18 protein-coding genes are annotated in these 18,842 nt (G+C 61.1%); 12 read left to right on the forward strand and 6 right to left on the reverse strand.

What is annotated here, in order from left to right:
• Positions 1-60: 60 nt before the first annotated feature.
• A complete protein-coding gene (gene fepB / locus INF58_RS09270) occupies positions 61-1,020 on the reverse strand; it encodes a Fe2+-enterobactin ABC transporter substrate-binding protein (protein WP_107534890.1) in 960 nt (319 codons plus the stop codon).
• A 188-nt stretch (positions 1,021-1,208) separates the two neighbouring features.
• Between fepB and entC the strand changes: the two genes are divergently transcribed.
• From entC to INF58_RS09305, 7 genes are all read left to right on the forward strand, one after another.
• A complete protein-coding gene (gene entC, locus INF58_RS09275) occupies positions 1,209-2,384 on the forward strand; it encodes an isochorismate synthase EntC (RefSeq protein ID WP_107534891.1) in 1,176 nt (391 codons plus the stop codon).
• 9 nt (positions 2,385-2,393) lie between these two features.
• Positions 2,394-4,004 (forward strand): (2,3-dihydroxybenzoyl)adenylate synthase EntE, encoded by a 1,611-nt coding sequence (gene entE / locus INF58_RS09280; RefSeq protein ID WP_193527557.1) that lies wholly within the window; start codon positions 2,394-2,396, stop codon positions 4,002-4,004.
• A gap of 10 nt (positions 4,005-4,014) precedes the next feature.
• Complete coding sequence (locus INF58_RS09285; protein WP_193527558.1) at positions 4,015-4,869, forward strand: isochorismatase; 855 nt, start codon at positions 4,015-4,017, stop codon at positions 4,867-4,869.
• Positions 4,869-5,624, forward strand: a complete 756-nt coding sequence (gene entA / locus INF58_RS09290; protein WP_193527559.1) for a 2,3-dihydro-2,3-dihydroxybenzoate dehydrogenase EntA — start codon at positions 4,869-4,871, stop codon at positions 5,622-5,624. The genes INF58_RS09285 and entA overlap by 1 nt, the downstream gene beginning before the upstream one ends.
• Positions 5,624-6,037: a proofreading thioesterase EntH gene (entH, locus tag INF58_RS09295; RefSeq protein ID WP_193527560.1), complete on the forward strand. Its 414-nt coding sequence runs from the start codon at positions 5,624-5,626 to the stop codon at positions 6,035-6,037. The genes entA and entH overlap by 1 nt, the downstream gene beginning before the upstream one ends.
• Before the next feature lie 149 nt (positions 6,038-6,186).
• Entirely contained in the window at positions 6,187-8,292 is a 2,106-nt protein-coding gene (gene cstA / locus INF58_RS09300) for a pyruvate/proton symporter CstA (RefSeq protein ID WP_193527561.1), read from the forward strand.
• A 59-nt stretch (positions 8,293-8,351) separates the two neighbouring features.
• Positions 8,352-8,549, forward strand: a complete 198-nt coding sequence (locus INF58_RS09305; protein ID WP_006809671.1) for a YbdD/YjiX family protein — start codon at positions 8,352-8,354, stop codon at positions 8,547-8,549.
• Here INF58_RS09305 and INF58_RS09310 read toward each other — a convergent pair.
• From INF58_RS09310 to INF58_RS09325, 4 genes are all read right to left on the reverse strand, one after another.
• Positions 8,546-8,950, reverse strand: a complete 405-nt coding sequence (locus INF58_RS09310) for a helix-turn-helix domain-containing protein (RefSeq protein WP_193527562.1) — start codon at positions 8,948-8,950, stop codon at positions 8,546-8,548. The two genes, INF58_RS09305 and INF58_RS09310, sit on opposite strands and share 4 nt — an antisense overlap.
• On the reverse strand, positions 8,931-9,227 hold the full coding sequence (locus INF58_RS09315) for a type II toxin-antitoxin system RelE/ParE family toxin (RefSeq protein WP_193527563.1): 297 nt from the start codon (positions 9,225-9,227) through the stop codon (positions 8,931-8,933). The genes INF58_RS09310 and INF58_RS09315 overlap by 20 nt, the downstream gene beginning before the upstream one ends.
• 183 nt (positions 9,228-9,410) lie before the next feature.
• Complete coding sequence (locus tag INF58_RS09320; protein WP_112792634.1) at positions 9,411-10,154, reverse strand: SDR family NAD(P)-dependent oxidoreductase; 744 nt, start codon at positions 10,152-10,154, stop codon at positions 9,411-9,413.
• Positions 10,155-10,211: 57 nt separating this feature from the next.
• The gene (locus tag INF58_RS09325; protein WP_193527564.1) at positions 10,212-11,300 is read right to left on the reverse strand and encodes an oxidoreductase; all 1,089 of its coding nucleotides are present in this window, start codon (positions 11,298-11,300) and stop codon (positions 10,212-10,214) included.
• Between the two features lie 160 nt (positions 11,301-11,460).
• Between INF58_RS09325 and INF58_RS09330 the strand changes: the two genes are divergently transcribed.
• The 4 genes from INF58_RS09330 to INF58_RS09345 all read left to right on the forward strand — a co-directional run bounded on the left by INF58_RS09330 (position 11,461) and on the right by INF58_RS09345 (position 16,374).
• Positions 11,461-12,963 (forward strand): sugar ABC transporter ATP-binding protein, encoded by a 1,503-nt coding sequence (locus INF58_RS09330; protein WP_193527565.1) that lies wholly within the window; start codon positions 11,461-11,463, stop codon positions 12,961-12,963.
• Entirely contained in the window at positions 12,960-13,955 is a 996-nt protein-coding gene (locus INF58_RS09335; protein ID WP_063866052.1) for an ABC transporter permease, read from the forward strand. Before INF58_RS09330 ends, INF58_RS09335 begins: the two co-directional genes overlap by 4 nt.
• A 19-nt stretch (positions 13,956-13,974) precedes the next feature.
• Positions 13,975-15,036 (forward strand): sugar ABC transporter substrate-binding protein, encoded by a 1,062-nt coding sequence (locus INF58_RS09340; RefSeq protein WP_193527566.1) that lies wholly within the window; start codon positions 13,975-13,977, stop codon positions 15,034-15,036.
• Positions 15,037-15,132: 96 nt separating this feature from the next.
• Entirely contained in the window at positions 15,133-16,374 is a 1,242-nt protein-coding gene (locus tag INF58_RS09345) for an LVIVD repeat-containing protein (RefSeq protein WP_193527567.1), read from the forward strand.
• 65 nt (positions 16,375-16,439) lie between these two features.
• Here INF58_RS09345 and mtnK read toward each other — a convergent pair whose 3' ends face one another.
• Positions 16,440-17,639: an S-methyl-5-thioribose kinase gene (mtnK, locus tag INF58_RS09350; RefSeq protein ID WP_193527568.1), complete on the reverse strand. Its 1,200-nt coding sequence runs from the start codon at positions 17,637-17,639 to the stop codon at positions 16,440-16,442.
• 104 nt (positions 17,640-17,743) lie between these two features.
• Between mtnK and mtnA the strand changes: the two genes are divergently transcribed.
• On the forward strand, positions 17,744-18,760 hold the full coding sequence (mtnA, locus tag INF58_RS09355; RefSeq protein WP_193527569.1) for an S-methyl-5-thioribose-1-phosphate isomerase: 1,017 nt from the start codon (positions 17,744-17,746) through the stop codon (positions 18,758-18,760).
• The last annotated feature ends 82 nt before the right edge of the window (positions 18,761-18,842 follow it).

The following is an 18,842-nucleotide window of genomic DNA, read 5'->3' on the forward strand; positions in this document are numbered from 1 at the left end:
CGCCACCCGACAAAACGCCCGGTGGCGCTGCGCTTACCGGGCCTACGGGGAATATGCCAATTATTTAAAAATTGAATCTAAACGCTGTAACACCAACATCGCGCTGTAATAATCCAGGCGGAACGTCTCCGTTCCCAGCGCCCAGACGCGCTTGTTTTTCACCGACGGTAAATGCGCCAGCAGCGGGTTGGCATAAATCGCATTCACGTCTTTCTCGTCACCGGCAAACACGAACAGCCCTTCGCCGTTCAGCCCTGTCGCCAGGTTTTCTCCACCCAGCTGAATAATGTCGTGACGCTTGCCCTGGCTTTTTGAGGTGTGCAGCCCATCGGGTAACGCCGCCAGCGTAAAGCCCAGCTGGTGTAACAGCTTGCCCTGCGCCGATTCTGTCGTCCACAGGTTCGCCGTGTGCGCAGCGGCGGTGTAGACGATGGCGTTCACCGGCTGCGGCGGCAGTTTCATCTGCTGTTTCACCTGCGCGAGCTGTTTGTCGAATGCGGCGATGCGTTCAGCGGCCTGTTTTTCATGCCCGGTCATCGTGCCCAGCTGGGTCAGCAGTTCCTGCCAGCTTTTGTCGTCGTAATTGATGATAAGCGTCGGGGCGATGGCGGAGAGCTGATCGTAGAGCGCCAGCGCGGAATCCCCGCCGGTGGCGCTGATTAGAATCAGGTCCGGCATCTGGGCGGCCACCGCTTCGGCGCTTGGCTCGCCGATATACAGCCGGGCAACTTTGCGCTGTTTCGCGATATCGCCCCACTGGCGCAGGAACCCCTGCGCATCCGCCACGCGGTTGTTGGGCGTGGTCGCACCGCTGGCAATGACCGGCGCGTCAATGGCCAGCAGGGAGCCGGTTAAGGTCACGCTGGTGGAGACAATGCGCGTCGGCTTGCTCTCAAGCGTGTGCACGCCGCGGCTGTCTGTGACCTGGCGCGGCCAGTCGTCGGCGGCGGCTGAGGTTAGTCCTAAAACAAAAAGTCCTGTCAGAAGAAGGGCATTGCGGCAAACGGCAGCGATTTTCACAGAGCGGCATCCTGTTTTTATTGAAGATAATGCTTCTCATTTTCATGGTTGCCGGGAAGGGATGCAAGCGTTTGTCGCACAAGTTAATGGCCCGACGGTTGACAGCGGCGCGCTGTGGGATTAGGTTAGCCGACGAAAATATAAATGATAATCATTATTGCTTCTTTTATCATTTTAAGGAGGATGATATGGACACGTCCCTGGCTGAGGAAGTTCAGCACACCGCGACCACGCTGCAATCAGACAGCTTTTTCTTTATGTCGCCTTACCGCAGTTTTACCACGTCCGGCTGTTTTGCCCGTTTTTCTGAACCCGCCGTCGGCGGTGACGATCCGGCGGGGGCCTTTCAGCAAAAACTGGCTCAGGCTTTCAGAAATGCGAAAAACAGCGGCATTGCCCATCCGGTAATGGTAGGGGCGATCCCCTTCGATACCCGCAAACCGTCGTCGCTGTTTATTCCGCAGCGCTGGCAGACCTTCTCTCGTCCTGCGCGTCAGCAGACTGCACGCTACGCCTCCGGCGCACAGACGCTGAACGTGCAACAACGCACCGAGATCCCACCGCAGCCGGTTTTCGAGGAGATGGTCGCCCGCGCCGCGTCGCTCACCGCCACGCCGCAGGTGAATAAGGTGGTGCTGTCGCGCCTGATTGATATCGCTACCGACAAAACCATTGATAGCGGTGCGCTGATGGAGCGTTTGATCGCCCAGAACCCGGCGAGCTTTAACTTCCACGTGCCGCTGGAAGATGGCGGCGTGCTGCTGGGCGCCAGCCCGGAGCTGCTGCTGCGCAAAGAGGGCGCGCACTTTAGCTCCCTGCCGCTGGCAGGCTCCGCGCGGCGTCAGCCGGATGATGTGTTGGATCGCGAGGCGGGCAATAAGCTGCTGGCCTCTGAAAAAGATCGTCACGAACACGACCTGGTCACTCAGGCGATGAAAACTATTCTGGAACCGCGCAGCCATCAACTGAGCATGCCGGCTTCCCCGCAGCTCATCACCACCCCGACGCTGTGGCACCTGGCGACGCCAGTAGAAGGCGAGGCGCGTGAAAACGAAAACGCCCTGACGCTCGCCTGCCTGCTGCACCCGACCCCGGCGCTGAGCGGTTTCCCGCATCAGGCGGCAAAAGAACTTATTGCCGAGCTGGAGCCCTTCGACCGCGAACTGTTCGGCGGCATCGTTGGCTGGTGCGACAGCGAAGGCAACGGCGAGTGGGTGGTGACCATCCGCTGCGCGCGGCTGCATCAAAATACCGTTCGCCTGTTTGCCGGCGCGGGCATTGTGCCTGCTTCCTCCCCGGTGGGCGAGTGGCGCGAGACGGGCGTGAAGCTCTCCACCATGCTTAACGTGTTTGGTTTGCACTAAGGAATACCCATGACCATCCCTTTTACCCGCTGGCCTGAGGATTTTGCCCGCCGCTACCGTGAAAAAGGCTACTGGCAGGATCTGCCGCTGACCCACATCCTGACGGACCATGCGCAAAGCGATGCGGTCGCGATTATCGACGGCGATCGCCACATCACCTACCGCGCGTTTAATGAGGCGGTGACGAATCTGGCGTCTGCCCTTCAGGCGCAGGGGCTGCATCGCGGTGAGACCGCGCTGGTGCAGCTCGGCAACGTGGCCGAGTTTTACATCACTTTCTTTGCGCTGCTGCAAATTGGCGTCGCGCCGGTCAACGCGCTCTTTAGCCATCAACGCAGCGAACTGAACGCCTACGCGGTGCAGATCAAACCCGCCGTACTGATTGCCGATCGCCACCACGCCCTTTTCGCGGGCGACGAATTTCTCAATACGTTTATCGACGAGCATCGCTCGGTGCGCGGGGTACTGCTGCGTGGCGATCGGGGCGATCGCGCGCTGGAAGCGGCGATTGCCCGTCAGGCGGATAATTTTATCCCTAACCCGACGCCCGCCGACGAAGTGGCGTTCTTCCAGCTCTCCGGCGGCAGCACCGGCACGCCGAAGCTGATCCCGCGTACGCATAACGACTACGACTACAGCATCCGTCGCAGCAACGAAATCTGCGGTATCACTGCGCAGACCCGCTATCTGAACGCGCTTCCCGCAGCGCACAACTACGCCATGAGCTCGCCAGGATCGTTAGGCGTGTTCACGGCGGGCGGCTGCGTGGTGCTGGCGAACGATCCGAGCGCCACGCTCTGCTTCCCGCTGATTGAACAGCATCAGGTTAACGTGACCTCGCTGGTACCGCCGGCGGTCAGCCTGTGGTTGCAGGCGATTGCTGAAGGGGCGGGCAACGCCCAGCTTGCGTCGCTGAAGCTGCTCCAGGTAGGCGGCGCACGGCTCTCCGCCACGCTCGCAGCGCGTATCCCGGCGGAAATCGGCTGCCAGCTGCAACAGGTGTTTGGCATGGCGGAGGGGCTGGTGAACTACACCGCCCTCGACGATGCGCCGGAACGCATCATCAACACCCAGGGCCGCCCAATGTGTCCGGACGACGAGGTGTGGGTGGCGGACGAGGACGGCAATCCGCTCCCGCGCGGGGAAGTCGGACGTTTGATGACGCGCGGCCCGTACACCTTCCGCGGCTATTTCAACAGCCCGGAGCACAACGCCAGCGCCTTTGATGCCAACGGTTTTTACTGCTCCGGCGATCTGATCGCCATCGACGAGCAGGGCTACATCACCGTGCAGGGGCGCGAGAAAGATCAGATTAACCGCGGTGGCGAAAAGATTGCCGCCGAAGAGATTGAAAACCTGCTGCTGCGCCACGAAGCGGTGATCCACGCCGCGCTGGTGAGCATGGAGGACAGCCTGCTGGGCGAAAAAAGCTGTGCGTATCTGGTGGTGAAACAGCCCCTGCGCGCGGTTGAGGTGCGTCGCTTCCTGCGCGAGCAGGGCGTTGCCGAATTTAAGCTGCCGGACCGCGTGGAGAGCGTGGATGCGCTTCCGCTCACGCCGGTCGGCAAAGTTGATAAGAAACAGTTGCGCCTGTGGCTTGCTGAACGCGCCCGGGGCTGAGGAACAGAGAATGGCCATTCCAAAATTAACCGCTTACGCGCTGCCAACCGCCGCAGAGCTGCCGACCAACAAGGTGAACTGGGCGTTTGAGCCGGAGCGCGCCGCGCTGCTGATCCACGATATGCAGGAGTATTTCCTTAACTTCTGGGGCGAAAATAGCGACATGATGCAGCAGGTAGTGGCGAACATCGCAAAACTGCGCGCGTACTGCAAAGAACACAATATCCCGGTGTACTACACCGCGCAGCCGAAAGAGCAGAGCGATGAAGACCGTGCCCTGCTGAACGACATGTGGGGGCCGGGCCTGACCCGCTCGCCGGAGCAGCAGCGCATCGTGGCTGAACTGACGCCGGACGAAGCGGACACCGTGCTGGTGAAGTGGCGCTACAGCGCATTTCACCGCTCGCCGCTGGAGCAGATGCTGAAAGAGACCGGCCGCAACCAGCTGCTGATTACCGGCGTGTATGCCCACATCGGCTGCATGACCACCGCCACCGACGCCTTTATGCGCGACATCAAGCCGTTCTTTATCGCCGATGCGCTGGCGGACTTCACCCGTGACGAGCACCTGATGTCGCTGAAATACGTGGCAGGACGTTCTGGCCGCGTGGTGATGACCGACGAGCTGCTGCCGTCCGTTCCGGCAACGAAAGCCGCGCTGCGTGAGCTGATCCTGCCGCTGCTGGACGAGTCCGACGAGCCGATGGATGACGAAAACCTGATCGACTACGGTCTGGATTCAGTGCGCATGATGGGGCTGGCCGCGCGCTGGCGGAAGGTGCACGGCGACATCGACTTCGTGATGCTGGCGAAAAATCCGACCCTCGACGCCTGGTGGGCGCTGCTCTCCCGTGAGGTGAAGTGATGGCCGGGTTCGATTTTACCGGTAAAACGGTTTGGGTAACGGGCGCGGGTAAAGGTATTGGCTTTGCGACCGCGCTGGCCTTTGTGGAGGCGGGCGCGCGGGTGACCGGGTTCGATCTGGCCTTCCCACAGGACGATTATCCGTTTGCCACCGAAACGCTGGACGTGGCGGACGCGGCGCAGGTGGGCGATGTCTGCGGACGCTTACTCGGCACCCTTGAGCGCCTCGACGTGCTGGTTAACGCGGCGGGCATTCTGCGCATGGGCGCGACGGACGAGCTCTCGCTGGAGGACTGGCAGCAGACCTTCGCGGTTAACGTCGGCGGCGCGTTTAACCTGTTTCAGCAGACGATGGGCCAGTTCCGCCGTCAACAGGGCGGGGCGATAGTGACCGTGGCCTCCGACGCGGCGCACACCCCGCGCATCGGCATGAGTGCCTACGGCGCGTCGAAGGCGGCGCTGAAAAGCCTGGCGCTGACCGTCGGGCTGGAGCTGGCGGGCAGCGGCGTGCGCTGTAATCTGGTGTCGCCGGGCTCCACGGATACCGACATGCAGCGCACCCTGTGGAAAAGCGACGACGCGGAGCAGCAGCGCATTCGCGGCTTTGGCGAGCAGTTCAAGCTCGGCATTCCGCTGGGCAAAATTGCTCGTCCGCAGGAGATTGCCGCGACCGTGCTGTTCCTTGCGTCCGATGCCGCCAGCCATATTACCTTGCAGGATATCGTGGTGGACGGCGGCTCCACGCTGGGGGCGTAATGATCTGGAAACGTCATTTATCCCTCGACGCACTGAACGCCACCAGCCAGAACACGATGGTGGCGCACCTGGGCATCGTCTATACCCGCCTCGGGGACGACACGCTGGAAGCGGAGATGCCGGTAGATGTGCGCACCCATCAGCCGTTTGGCCTGCTGCACGGCGGCGCCTCGGCCGCGCTGGCGGAAACGCTGGGTTCAATGGCCGGTTTTCTGATGACCCGCGACGGGCAGAACGTGGTGGGCACGGAGCTGAACGCCACGCACCACCGCGCGGTGTCGCAGGGCAAGGTACGCGGCGTGTGTCAGCCGCTGCATCTGGGACGTTCCAGCCAGAGCTGGGAGATCGTGGTATTCGACGAGCAGGGGCGGCGGTGCTGTACCTGTCGGTTGAGCACGATGGTGCTGGGGTAAGTCATTCAGCTGAAAGTGATCGGCTTAACACTGTAGTGTAAATCTCTGGTTTGACCACGCATTATTGCGTTTCAAAGTTGTTAAATTTTATCCGTTGTTCTAGAAACAAAATGTAACATCTCACTGTTTCACAACAACGGATAACAGCTATGAACAACTCAGGGAAATACCTTACGTGGGCGGCGCTCTCCGTTGTGGGAGCCTTTGCCCTGGGCTATATCGCCCTCAATCGGGGGGAGCAGATCAATGCGCTCTGGATCGTCGTCGCCTCCGTCTGCATTTATCTCATCGCGTACCGTTTTTATGGCCGCTACATCGCAAAGACGGTACTGGGCGTAGACGGCACGCGCATGACGCCTGCCGTTCGCCACAACGATGGTCTGGACTACGTGCCGACCGATAAAAAAGTGCTGTTCGGTCACCATTTCGCGGCGATTGCCGGTGCAGGCCCGCTGGTGGGGCCGGTGCTGGCGGCGCAGATGGGCTATCTGCCGGGGATGATCTGGATCCTCGCGGGGGTGGTGCTGGCGGGCGCGGTGCAGGACTTTATGGTGCTGTTCGTCTCCACCCGTCGCGACGGTCGTTCGCTGGGCGAGCTGGTGAAAGAGGAGATGGGCGCGACCGCCGGGGTCATCGCGCTGGTGGCGACGTTTATGATCATGGTGATCATCCTCGCGGTGCTGGCGATGATCGTGGTGAAAGCGCTGACCCATAGCCCGTGGGGCACCTACACCGTCGCCTTTACCATTCCGCTGGCGCTATTCATGGGGATCTACATTCGCTACCTGCGCCCGGGCCGCATCGGGGAAGTCTCGGTCATTGGCCTGGTATTCCTGGTGTTCGCGATTATCTCCGGCGGCTGGGTGGCGGAAAGCCCGACCTGGGCACCGTTCTTCGACTTTACCGGCGTGCAGCTGACCTGGATGCTGGTGGGCTACGGCTTTGTGGCGGCGGTGCTGCCGGTGTGGCTGCTGCTGGCCCCGCGCGATTACCTCTCAACCTTCCTGAAAATCGGCACCATCGTCGGGCTGGCCATCGGCATTCTGATTATGCGCCCGACCCTGACCATGCCTGCGCTAACCAAGTTCATCGACGGCACCGGCCCGGTCTGGACCGGCAACCTGTTCCCGTTCCTGTTTATCACCATCGCCTGCGGCGCGGTGTCCGGCTTCCATGCCCTGATTGCCTCCGGGACCACGCCGAAGATGCTGGCCAACGAGAATCAGGCCTGCCTGATTGGCTACGGCGGCATGCTGATGGAGTCCTTCGTGGCGATTATGGCGCTGGTCTCCGCCTGCATTATCGATCCGGGCGTGTACTTCGCGATGAACAGCCCGATGGCGGTGCTGGCCCCGGCCGGCACCGTTGACGTGGTCGCCTCTGCCGCGCAGGTGGTGAGCGGCTGGGGCTTTGCCATTACCCCGGAAACGCTGACGCATATCGCCAATGAGGTGGGCGAGCAGTCAATTATCTCCCGCGCGGGCGGGGCGCCGACGCTGGCGGTGGGCATGGCCTACATCCTGCACGGCGCGCTGGGCGGGCTGATGGACGTCTCGTTCTGGTATCACTTCGCCATTCTGTTCGAGGCGCTGTTTATCCTGACGGCGGTGGATGCGGGTACGCGTGCGGCGCGCTTTATGCTTCAGGATCTGCTGGGGGTGATCTCGCCAAACCTGAAGCGGACCGATTCGCTCCCGGCTAACCTGCTGGCGACGGCGCTGTGCGTGCTGGCGTGGGGCTACTTCCTGCATCAGGGCGTGGTCGATCCGCTGGGCGGAATCAACACCCTGTGGCCGCTGTTCGGTATCGCCAACCAGATGCTGGCGGGCATGGCGCTGATGCTCTGTGCGGTGGTGCTGTTCAAGATGAAGCGCCAGCGTTACGCGTGGGTGGCGCTGGTGCCAACCGCGTGGCTGCTGATCTGTACCCTGACGGCGGGCTGGCAAAAAGCCTTCAGCCCGGACAACAAGGTGGGCTTCCTGGCCATCGCCAACAAGTTCCAGGCGATGATCGACAGCGGTAAGATCCCGGCGCAGTACACCGAATCCCAGCTGTCGCAGCTGGTGTTCAACAACCGTCTGGATGCCGGGCTGACCATCTTCTTTATGGTGGTGGTTGTGGTGCTGGCGTTGTATTCTCTGAAAACTGCGCTGGCGGCGCTGAAGGTCGACAAGCCGACGGCGAAAGAGACGCCGTACGAGCCCATGCCTGAAAATCTGGACGAGATTGTGACCCAGGCGAAAGGGGCGCATTAACCCGTGTGCCGGGTGGCGCTAGCGCTTACCCGGCCTACATTTCCAGTGAGACCAGAATGATGTTCGACACCCTCTCCAAAGCAGGTAAATACCTGGGCCAGGCCGCCAAAATGATGATTGGCGTGCCGGATTACGACAACTACGTCGAGCATATGCGCGTCAACCACCCGGACCAGACGCCAATGACGTACGAAGAGTTTTTCCGCGATCGCCAGGACGCCCGCTACGGCGGCAAGGGCGGGGCGAAGTGCTGTTAACCCTCTTTCGGTAAATAGAGGCTGATCTGCTCCTGTTTACAGCCGTAGATCGCCGCCAGCTTTTCGCGGGTGCGCTTTTGCGGGCGGGAGTCCAGCGCTTCCAGCTGTGACACGGCGGACTGTGTGATGCCAAGTTTTTCCGCCACCTCCTGCTGGGACATGCCGCGCAGAATGCGCCACGCGGCCTGTAGGCTGACGTTCTGCCAGGTCATGATGCTGCATACTTCCCCAGGCAATTCCACGTCATCCAGACTATCGTGTTCGACCTCAATATCCTCCAGGTCGTCGTCGGTTTCGTCGTCGATCTCTGCCATCTGTAAGCACATGCGAAAATATTCGTGATAGGGCATGACCACGAACTGTGTTTTCCCTTTATCGTCCTTAATTAGCTGAACAGCCATAGGTGGCTTTCTCCTCGTGCAGGTAAGTTGTTGATGTTCTGCGCTTAACGGCCAAAACATAACAATGGGTATCAGGATCGTCCCGAAGCGTATAGACGATGCGGTAATCGCCTACGCGAAGCCGGAAATGATCTTCTGTCGCCGATATTTTTTTGATATCGGGCCGGGGAGCCGAGCGGTCATCCAGTTCAGTAAGCTTTACCTCAATGCGACGCTGATACCGCTCGTCAATTCTGGAAAATGCCTTTTTTGCACCATTGGACCACACAATCTTCATCCGTACCTCCACTGTACGCCCACACAAAACATAAGGAAATAATAAGTCTATTAGATAAATTCCGAATTTCTTATGGGGTACTGTAGAGCGGAGAAAAAGCGGGAGAAAGCGGCAAAACGTGAACCGTCGAGAGCGCTCGAGAAGGCCTCTGCCGAACGACAGAGGCTTGCAGAAAAATTGCGATCAGGCGTTCAAACCACCGTCGACGTCCAGACCGGTGCCGGATATTTGCCCCGCAGCCGGGCTGGCGAGGAAGGTGACCGCTGCCGCGACGTCTTCCGGCTGGCCGTAATGGCCCAGGGCAATAAGCTGACGCTGTGAGTCAGCCTGTTCCCCGTCTTCCGGGTTCATATCGCTGTTGGTCGGGCCGGGGTGCACCAGGTTCACGGTAATGCCGCGTGGGCCAAGATCGCGGGCCAGACCGCGGGTCAGGGAGTTAAGAGCAGATTTGGTCATTGAGTAGACCGCAATCCCCGGCTGCGCCACGCGGTTCGCCAGGCAGCTGCCGATGTTGATAATGCGCCCGCCGTCGGACATGTGCACCAGCGCTTCCTGAATGGCGATCACCACGCCGCGGATGTTGACGTTGATGAGGGCATCGATGTCCGCCAGGGTCATGGACTCCAGCGGGCCGCCGCGCGCAATGCCGGCGTTATTGACCAGAATATCCAGTCCGCCAAGGGAGCGTGCCGCCTGCGTGACCGCATCCTGAATCGCCTGCGCGCTGGCGCTGTCCGCCTGAATGGCCTCGCCGTGCCGCCCCAGCGCCTTAATCTCATCGACGACCGCCTGGGCTTTATCGGCGGATTTTTCGTAGGTGATAACCACATCAGCACCGGCTCGCGCCAGCGACAGCGCAATCGCCCGGCCCAGCCCACGACTGGCACCGGTAACCAGCGCCTTTTTACCTGTTAAATCGATCTGCATGATGACCTCGTTACGAGAGTGGTGAGAATCATCATTAGGTATAGCCCGTCGGCGCGATTAACGGCTGAAGGATTCCACCTTCACAAACGCGGCGCGCAGAACCTCAGGCGTTAACGTAATGGGTAAATAGTGAATCGACTCCACCGGGCGCAGGGTGTGGGCGATGACCCTATCCAGCTCGTCGCGGTTATTGATGTCGACGTCCAGCTCGCGAAGCCGGGTCGGCAGATTAAAGCGCTGGTACGCCGCCACCAGCTGCGCCAGCACGTCGTCCTGGCCGAGCAGGGCACTCTGCACCAGAATGCCGTAGGCCACCTTAGTGCCGTGCAGGTATTTTTCCGTCTGCGGCAGCACGGTTAAGCCGTTATGCACCGCGTGCGCCGCCGCCACGCGGGTATAGCGCTCCCCCAAACCGCCAACCATACCGCCGCCGGCAATAATGGCATCCACCACGTCCCGGAACGCCTGCGTTTGTTCGCCGCGCTGCTGGTCGGCAAGCGCCTCTTCGCTGCGCTCCAGCAGCACGTCGCGGATCGCCAGCGCACCGTTCAGGCCGAGACGCACGGTGAGCGGCAGGATCTCAGGTTCAGGAGCGAGCACCGCCGCTTCGTACCACTTCGCCAGCGTATCGCCGATGCCCGCCAGCAAATACTCTGCCGGGGCGTTCAGAATGATCCGCGGCTCCACCAGCACCAGAAAGTTAGCGTCGTCAAAAATCTCAAACTGTAGCGCCTGACCGGCATCGTTGTACCAGACGGAGAGCGGCGTCCACGCTGCGCAGGTGGCGGCGATGGTGGGAATGCCCACGAACGGCACGCCCAGACGACGCGCCACGGCCTTGACGGTATCCATTACCGCGCCGCCGCCGATGCCAATCACCACGCTGGCTTCGCTTCCCGCTTCGTTCACCAGACGGGTGACGTCACGCTCGCTGCAATGGCCCTTAAACAGCAGCTGTTTTGCCCCCGGCGCGGTAAAACTCTGCGGCAGATAAGAGCGCGCGCCCTCAATCGCCCGCTCGCCGTAGATCCACACCGCTCGGGAAAGCTGTTCCGGGGTAAAGAAATCATCCAGGCGCGCAAGGCTTCCCGGGTGAGAGAAGTAGTTCGCCGGGCCGGGCACGACGCGAATATCGGTGTTGCTCATGAAGTTGTCCTTATTTTAGCAAGCGCTAACCCGATGTTATGTCTGGACATCCGGATGGCTAATAATATTTCGCTTTATCTTATGCCTTTTCCGTCGTTGTCAGTCAACCGGAGCTGTGAAAAATTTGCTAAATCAGAAGAGTTATGAAGGATTTACGCGGATGGTTTCCAGTCGCCTTGAGATGCGCGGTATCAGCCTGGCCTTTTCCGGCTTTCAGGCGCTGTCGCGCGTGGACTTTACCCTGAACGGCGGGTCGGTGCATGCGCTGACCGGGGCCAACGGCGCGGGGAAATCGACGCTGATGGCGGTACTGTGCGGGACGCACGATCGTTATGAAGGCGAAATCTGCATCAACAACCAACCGGTATGTATCCGCGAGCCGCTGGACGCCAAACGGCTGGGTATCCATCTGGTGCAGCAGGAGGTGGACGTGGCGCTGATCCCCGGGCTGAGCATTGCGGAGAACATTATGCTCGACCAGCTGGCGCAGCCGGGACATCACTACAGCTGGCGCGCCGTTCGCCAGCAGGCGCGGCAGGCGCTGGCGCAGCTGGGTGTTTCGCTGGTCGTTCGCCGTTCCATCGACAGCTGCACCCTTGCCGAAAAGCAGCAGATTTTGCTGGCGCGGGCGCTGTCGCACCATTGCCGATTTTTGATCCTTGATGAGCCCACCGCGCCGCTGGACGCGCACGAAAGCGAGCGTCTGTTTGCGGTGGTGAGACGTTTAAAAGAGCAGGGCATCGGCGTGGTGTTTATCTCCCACCGTATTCACGAGCTGAAGGCCATCTGCGACACCCTGACGGTGCTGCGCGACGGCAAGCTGATTGAGTCCGGCCCGATGGCCGATCTCAGCGGTGAAGAGATTGTTGAGAAGATGCTGGGCCACGAGCTGAGCGATATCTACCCGCCCGCGCGACCGCCGCACGGCGACGAGACGCTGCTGCGCATCGACGGGCTTCACGACGATGTCCTGTTGAAAGACATCTCCCTGCACCTGCGCAAAGGCGAAATCCTCGGCATTGCCGGGCTGGCGGGGGCGGGGAAAACCGAACTCTGCAAGGCGCTGTTTGGCGCCAGCAAAAGCCGCGTGGCGCGCGGCGAGCTGAACCATCAGGCCTGGAAACCGCGCGATCCGGCAGACTCGGTGCTGCGCGGCCTGGCGCTGGTGCCGGAGGAGCGGCGCAAGGAGGGTATTTTTATCGACGAGACGGTAAGCATGAACCTTGCCGTGAGCGCCGATAACAGCTTCTCGCGCTGGAGTCTGTTTGGTCATCGTCAGGCGTGGCGCTGGGCGGAAGAGGTCATTGCCCGCATCGGTGTGCGCGCTCGGGGACCGGGGCAGGTGCTGCGCCGTCTGTCCGGCGGTAACCAGCAGAAGGTTGCCATTGGCAAATGGTTGCGTAATGACGCCAGCGTGTTGATTTTCGACGAGCCGACCAAAGGCGTGGACGTGAAGGCCAAAACCGATCTGTTCCAGCTGATTGACGGCCTGGCGCGCGAGGGCAAAGGGGTGATTTACGCCTCCGGCGAGTTCGCCGAGCTGGTAGGGCTGTGCGACCGCATCTGCGTGCTGTGGGACGGGCGCATCGTGGCGGAAATCGCCGGGGCCGAGGCTCGTGAAGAGACACTACTTTATTATTCAACCGGAGGAACGGCGTCGTGAGCAAGGCCCTTTCAGTGACCGCGGCGGCGTCTGGCCGTCAGCAACTTTTTGATTTTCTCTATAAATGGGGCATGTTGCTCACCGTCGTCGCGCTGGTGGCCGTCTTTGGCCTGGCGTCGGACAGCTTCCTCGACCCGAACAACATCATCAATATTCTGCGCTCGATTGCCATCGTGACGGTGATTGCCGTTGGCGTGTCGATTTCCCTGACCGTCGGCGGGTTCGATCTTTCCGTGGGCTCCACGGCGTCGCTGGCGAACGCGCTGGTGATTTCGCTTTTCGTCTGGCACGGCTTCGGCACTACCGAGTCGATTGTGATCACCCTTGCGCTCTGCACGCTGGTCGGCCTGTTTAACGCTTTCCTGATCGTCATCCTGCGCATTCCTGACATGCTCGCCACGCTCGCCAGCCTGTTTGTGATCCAGGGCGTGGCGATGACCTACAGCTACGGCGGATCGATTACCGAGAACATGGTGCTGCCGAGCGGCGACATGGCGGAAGGGACCATTCCGGCGGCGTTTGGCCTGCTGGGGCAGGTGCCGACCATTGTCATCATCATGCTGGCGGTGACGCTGCTGGCGCAGCTGGGGCTGTCGCTGACCACCCATGGACGCCGGATGTACGCCATTGGCGGCAACCCGGAAGCGGCGCGCCTCTCGGGCATTCGCACCACGCGCTACAAGGTGGCGGCCTACGTGATTGCCTCGCTGCTGGCGGGGCTGGGCGGCATTCTGCTGGCCTCGCGCATCGGATCGTCGCAGGTCAATGCGGGCGGCGGCTATCTGATGGATGCGGTGGCAGCGGCGTGGATTGGCTTCTCGCTGGCCGGGTCCGGCAAGCCGAACGCGCTGGGCACGCTGGTGGGAGCGGTGATCCTCGGCGTACTGTCGAACGGGCTGGTGATGCTCTCCGTGCCGTATTACGCCATGGACATAATAAAAGGGCTGGTGCTCGCGGTAGCGCTGGCGATTACCTACATACAAAAACGCTGACAACACAACGGGATAATAAATGAAAAAGATTGCGCTCTCTTTGGTGGCACTGGGGTTACTCACTTCTCTGCCGGGATTTGCGGCCACGCCCGCGCCGGTTCCGGCTTCCATTGCCAGTCATGACGGCCCGATCCGCATCGCGGTGATCCGTAACCTCGGCTCGGACGACAACACCACGCAGTTTGTTGCCGGGGCCATTCAGGAAGGGAAAAAGCTCGGCTTTAAGGTCAGCACCTTTTTGAGCAACGGTGACGACGCCAAATTTCAGGACTTTGTTAACCAGGCCATCAGCCAGAAATATGACGGGATCATCCTGTCGCAGGGCCGCGATCCGTACTCCACCGCGCTGGTGAAGAAGGCGGTGGATGCCGGGATCAAGGTCGCCGTATTTGATACCGCCGTTAACGGCGAGATCCCGGGCGTGACCGTTACCCAGCAGGACGATGCCTCCCTGACGAATCTCTCCTTCGGCCAGCTGGCGAAAGATTTCAACGGCAAGGCCAACATCGTCAAGCTGTGGGTGGCGGGCTTCCCGCCGATGGAGCGCCGTCAGGCAGCCTATAAAGAACTGCAAAAGCAGTACCCGGAGATTAAAGAGCTGGAGTCCATCGGCGCCGTTTCCTCTGACGTGCAGGGCGATACCGCCAACAAGGTGGGGGCGATCCTGGCGAAATACCCGAAAGGCAAAATCGACGCGATCTGGGGCACCTGGGACGCCTTCAGCCAGGGGGCGTATAAGGCGCTGAAGGAGAATGGCCGCACCGAGATCAAGCTCTACAGCATTGATATCTCCAACCAGGACTTACAGCTGATGCGCGAGCCGGGTAGCCCGTGGGCAGTGAGCGTGGCGGTGGATCCGAAGCTGATTGGCGCGACCAACGTGCGCCTGATCGCCAACAAGATTGCCGGGGAAGCCACGCCTGCCACCTACGACTTCAAAGCCGCCGCGATCCCGCAGGCGCTGCTGACCGCGCAGCCGGGGGCGGTGAACGTGGCGTCGCTGGGCAAAATCATTCCGGGCTGGGGCCAGACGGACGATTTTATCGCGCCGTGGTTTGCGACGCTTGCCGCTAAAAAATAAGTAAACCAAGCCGGGTGGCGGCTGCGCCTTACCCGGCCTACATTTTGCACCCGTAGGCCCGGTAAGCGCAGCGCCACCGGGCATAAGGAGCTCAAGGTGTCTCAATTACCCACCCCCGAATACAGCCGCAATATGCGGCTGATCGGCCATAGCGACCAGGGCGGCCGACCGGACGGCGTGCAGCTGATGGTGCATCGCGGCTTCGCGTATATCGGCCATATGGTGTCGCAGGGCTTTTCCATTGTTGACGTGCGCGACCCGAAAAACCCGAAAGCCGCGGGCTACGTGCCCGCGCCGCCGGGTACCTGGAACGTGCACCTCCAGGCGCATGACGACCTGCTGCTGGTGATTAACGCCCGGGATCTGTTTGCCGATGCCCGCTTTGCCGACGAGAAGGTCTACTACACCCGTCAGGTAGGAGAGACCGTCAGCGACGTGCAGGATAAAGGATGGAGCGCCGGGCTTCGCGTTTTTGATATCTCCACACCGGACGCGCCACGCGAAATTGGCTTTCTGTCGCTGAGCGGTATCGGCATACACCGCATCTGGTACGTGGGTGGCCGCTGGGCGTACGTGTCAGCGCTGATCGACGGCTTTACCGACTACATTTTCCTGACCATTGACCTGGCGGACCCGCGCAAGCCCGAGGTGGCAGGGCGCTGGTGGCTGCCGGGGATGAACCAGGCCGCAGGGGAACAGCCCAACTGGCCGGAGGGCAAGCGCTACGCGCTGCACCACGCGATTATCGCCGGCGATACGGCGTACGGCAGCTGGCGCGACGGCGGCTTAACGCTGCTGGACGTGAAGGACCGTACCCAGCCTAAGCTTATTAGCCACCGCAACTGGAGCCCGCCGTTTGGCGGCGGGACGCACACCGCGCTGCCGCTGCCGGACCGCGATCTGCTGGTGGTGCTGGACGAAGCGGTGCTGGATAACCAGCAGGACGGCGAGAAGCTGATCTGGCTGTTTGATATCCGCGAGCCGTCCAACCCGGCGAGCATCTCGACCTTTCCGCAGCCGAATGAAACCGACTACGTGGCAAAAGGGGCGCATTTCGGCCCGCACAACCTGCATGAGAACCGGCCCGGAAGCTTCGTCAGCTCAACGCTGATTTTCGCGACGTATCAGAACGCGGGCGTGCGCGCGTATGACATTTCCAACCCGTATCGGCCAGTGGAAACCGGGGCGCTGGTGCCCGCCGCGCCGGAGAGAATGATGGACACGCGGCCAAATCGCCCGCAGGTGATCCAGTCCTGTGACGTGTTTGTGGACGCGCAGGGGATTATTTACAGCACGGACTATAACGGCGGGCTGTCGGTGATTGAGTATCTGGGGTGAGTTTTTGCCGTGTGCGAAATGTAGGCCGGGTAAGGCGCAGCCGCCACCCGGCAAACAAACGGCACTCAACTGTACTGCCGCACCCTTGCTACCAGCGCTTCCGCGCTGTCGATGCGGTCGGCAATCAGAATCAGTGCTTTACCAAGCGTAATGGCGTGGCGCAGGCATTCGTGGCGCATCGCCTCGTCCTGGATGCTGTCGATATCCGCGACGTGAGAAAGCCCGACGCTGCGGCGAATTAATTCGGTACCGCAAAAGCCGATGGCATCGTGCCAGACTTTTTTCAGGAACGCGGAGGCATAGCCCGGCGCGCTGAGCGCGGCGTCGCGGGCTTTCTCGTTTGCCAGCGTCTGGAAGCGTTCCGCGAAGCTGTTCCACAGTTCCTGAATATCGGTCAGGCGCTGCTCGCGCGCGGCGGCGGCATCACGAATGCCCAGATGGCCCGGCAGGCCGCAGAAGTTGAGCAGCAGGTTGCCGATGGCGGTGCCGACGTCAAAGCCTATCGGGCCAAAGTAGCCGAACTCGGCGTCGATGGCCTTCAGGCTGCCGTCGGCCACAAAAATCGAGCCGCTGTGAATATCCCCGTGCAGCAGCGCTTCGGCATGCGAGAAAAAGCGGTGCTTCAGGGAGGCCACGGCAATTTTTAGCGGGGCGTCGTCGCGCAGGGCGGCGACGTCATTTTCCAGCTCGGCAGGGTAGTTATTGCGCTCATGAACCTGGTACGGATCGTTAAAAAACAGATCTTCAGTGATCTCGCACATCTCCGGGTTGATGAACTTCGCCACCTGCGCTTTTTTCTCGTGCGGGTGCAGGTAGAAATCGCTGGTGTGGAATAAGGTGTGAGCGAGATATTCACCCAGCTGCCGCGCCGCCTGCGGGTAGTAAACATTGTTGATCAGCTCGCCGCGCCAGATGCGATGGCTGGAGAGATCTTCCATCACCATCACCGCCAGTTCCGGGTCATAGTGGTGGATTTTTACGGTGTGCTGCGGGCTATGCCTGTGATGCTCGACCAGGGTTTGCGCCTCGAGACGAGCGCGATCCAGCGTCAGCGGCCAGGACTCCCCGACGCAGCGCACGTAGGGCAGCGCCTGCTTGACGATGATGCGGCTGACGCCCGCGCTGTCGTAAATTTTAAAAACCAGATTGAGGTTGCCGTCGCCCACTTCCTGCGCCTCTACCAGCGATGACGGATCGTCAAGCCCGCCAAACTGCCTGGCATACTCCACGGCGTCCTGAGCGGTAAAGGTACGGTATTGCGACATGGCCTGCTCCTCACGAGTTAACTAATTAAGACATGTAGACGTCTATACATCTGGATTTCATCCTGACACAATGTGCTACAACAACGCAACAGGGAATTAACGACATGCAGACATTACAGACGACCAGCCTGCGGGTGGCGGATAATCAGCTCTTTATTCTCGACCAGCAGGCGCTTCCGCAGGAGAAACGCTGGCTGGATGCCTCAACGGTAGAGGCGCTGGTCGGGCATATTCACGCTCTGCGGGTGCGCGGCGCGCCGCTGATTGGTCTCTCTGCAAGCCTACTGCTGGCGCTGCTGGCGGAAAACGGCAAAAGCCGCGACGCGCTGACGGCGGCGCTGGACACGCTTCGCGCCGCACGCCCGACGGCGGTAAACCTGATGAATAACCTCGACCGCATGAAGCTTGCGCTGTGGGAGGAGGATTTCGTTCCGGCGCTGGTGGCTGAGGCGCTGCGCCTGATTGACGAAGACCGGCAGCTCTGCGATGCGATTGCAAAAGCGGGCAGCGCGCTGGTGAAGCCCGGTAGCCGTCTGCTGACCCACTGCAACACCGGCGGGCTGGCAACCGCGGGCGTCGGTACGGCGCTGGGGGTGATTGCCCGCGCGCATCAGGAAGGCAACGTCAGCAACGTGTGGGTGGATGAAACCCGTCCGCTGTTGCAGGGCGGCAGGCTGACCGCATGGGAGCTGGGCGAGCTGGGCGTGCCGTATCAGCTGATTACCGACTCCATGGCCGCCAGCCTGATGGCGAAAGGGCAGGTCGATGCCGTGTGGGTGGGGGCAGACCGTATCGCCGCTAACGGTGACGTGGCGAATAAAATCGGCACTTATTCACTGGCGGTGCTGGCGAAATTCCACGGCATTCCGTTTTACGTCGCTGCCCCGCAAACGACGCTCGACCCGGCCTGCCCGAACGGGGATGCGATCCCCATCGAGCAGCGCGCCTCCAGCGAAGTGACGGGCGTTGCCGGAAGCTTTGGCGCGGTGCAGTGGGCGCCGGAAGACGCGCAGGTCTATAACCCGGCGTTTGACGTCACCCCTGCCTCGCTGATTAGCGGCTGGGTGCTGGACACGGGCGTGGTCAGGCCGGATGAGGTGGCGGCAGGGAAATTTGCCTGAGAATAGCTTGCCTGAAGGGGCGCCCGACTGGTGAGGCAGATGAAGGGGCGGTGTACGCTGATGCCCTCACCCCGGCCCTCTC

It is taken from the genome of Enterobacter cloacae complex sp. P24RS, from assembly GCF_014982165.1.
Lineage (GTDB): Bacteria > Pseudomonadota > Gammaproteobacteria > Enterobacterales > Enterobacteriaceae > Enterobacter > Enterobacter quasihormaechei.

Bases quoted from the DNA above. Each gene is read 5' to 3' on its own strand.
- entC (WP_107534891.1), top strand. From the start codon at position 1,209: ATGGACACGTCCCTGGCTGAGGAAGTTCAGCACACCGCGACCACGCTG.
- entE (WP_193527557.1), top strand. From the start codon at position 2,394: ATGACCATCCCTTTTACCCGCTGGCCTGAGGATTTTGCCCGCCGCTAC.
- INF58_RS09285 (WP_193527558.1), top strand. From the start codon at position 4,015: ATGGCCATTCCAAAATTAACCGCTTACGCGCTGCCAACCGCCGCAGAG.
- entA (WP_193527559.1), top strand. From the start codon at position 4,869: ATGGCCGGGTTCGATTTTACCGGTAAAACGGTTTGGGTAACGGGCGCG.
- entH (WP_193527560.1), top strand. From the start codon at position 5,624: ATGATCTGGAAACGTCATTTATCCCTCGACGCACTGAACGCCACCAGC.
- cstA (WP_193527561.1), top strand. From the start codon at position 6,187: ATGAACAACTCAGGGAAATACCTTACGTGGGCGGCGCTCTCCGTTGTG.
- INF58_RS09305 (WP_006809671.1), top strand. From the start codon at position 8,352: ATGTTCGACACCCTCTCCAAAGCAGGTAAATACCTGGGCCAGGCCGCC.
- INF58_RS09310 (WP_193527562.1), bottom strand. From the start codon at position 8,950: ATGGCTGTTCAGCTAATTAAGGACGATAAAGGGAAAACACAGTTCGTG.
- INF58_RS09315 (WP_193527563.1), bottom strand. From the start codon at position 9,227: ATGAAGATTGTGTGGTCCAATGGTGCAAAAAAGGCATTTTCCAGAATT.
- INF58_RS09320 (WP_112792634.1), bottom strand. From the start codon at position 10,154: ATGCAGATCGATTTAACAGGTAAAAAGGCGCTGGTTACCGGTGCCAGT.
- INF58_RS09325 (WP_193527564.1), bottom strand. From the start codon at position 11,300: ATGAGCAACACCGATATTCGCGTCGTGCCCGGCCCGGCGAACTACTTC.
- INF58_RS09330 (WP_193527565.1), top strand. From the start codon at position 11,461: ATGGTTTCCAGTCGCCTTGAGATGCGCGGTATCAGCCTGGCCTTTTCC.
- INF58_RS09340 (WP_193527566.1), top strand. From the start codon at position 13,975: ATGAAAAAGATTGCGCTCTCTTTGGTGGCACTGGGGTTACTCACTTCT.
- mtnK (WP_193527568.1), bottom strand. From the start codon at position 17,639: ATGTCGCAATACCGTACCTTTACCGCTCAGGACGCCGTGGAGTATGCC.
- mtnA (WP_193527569.1), top strand. From the start codon at position 17,744: ATGCAGACATTACAGACGACCAGCCTGCGGGTGGCGGATAATCAGCTC.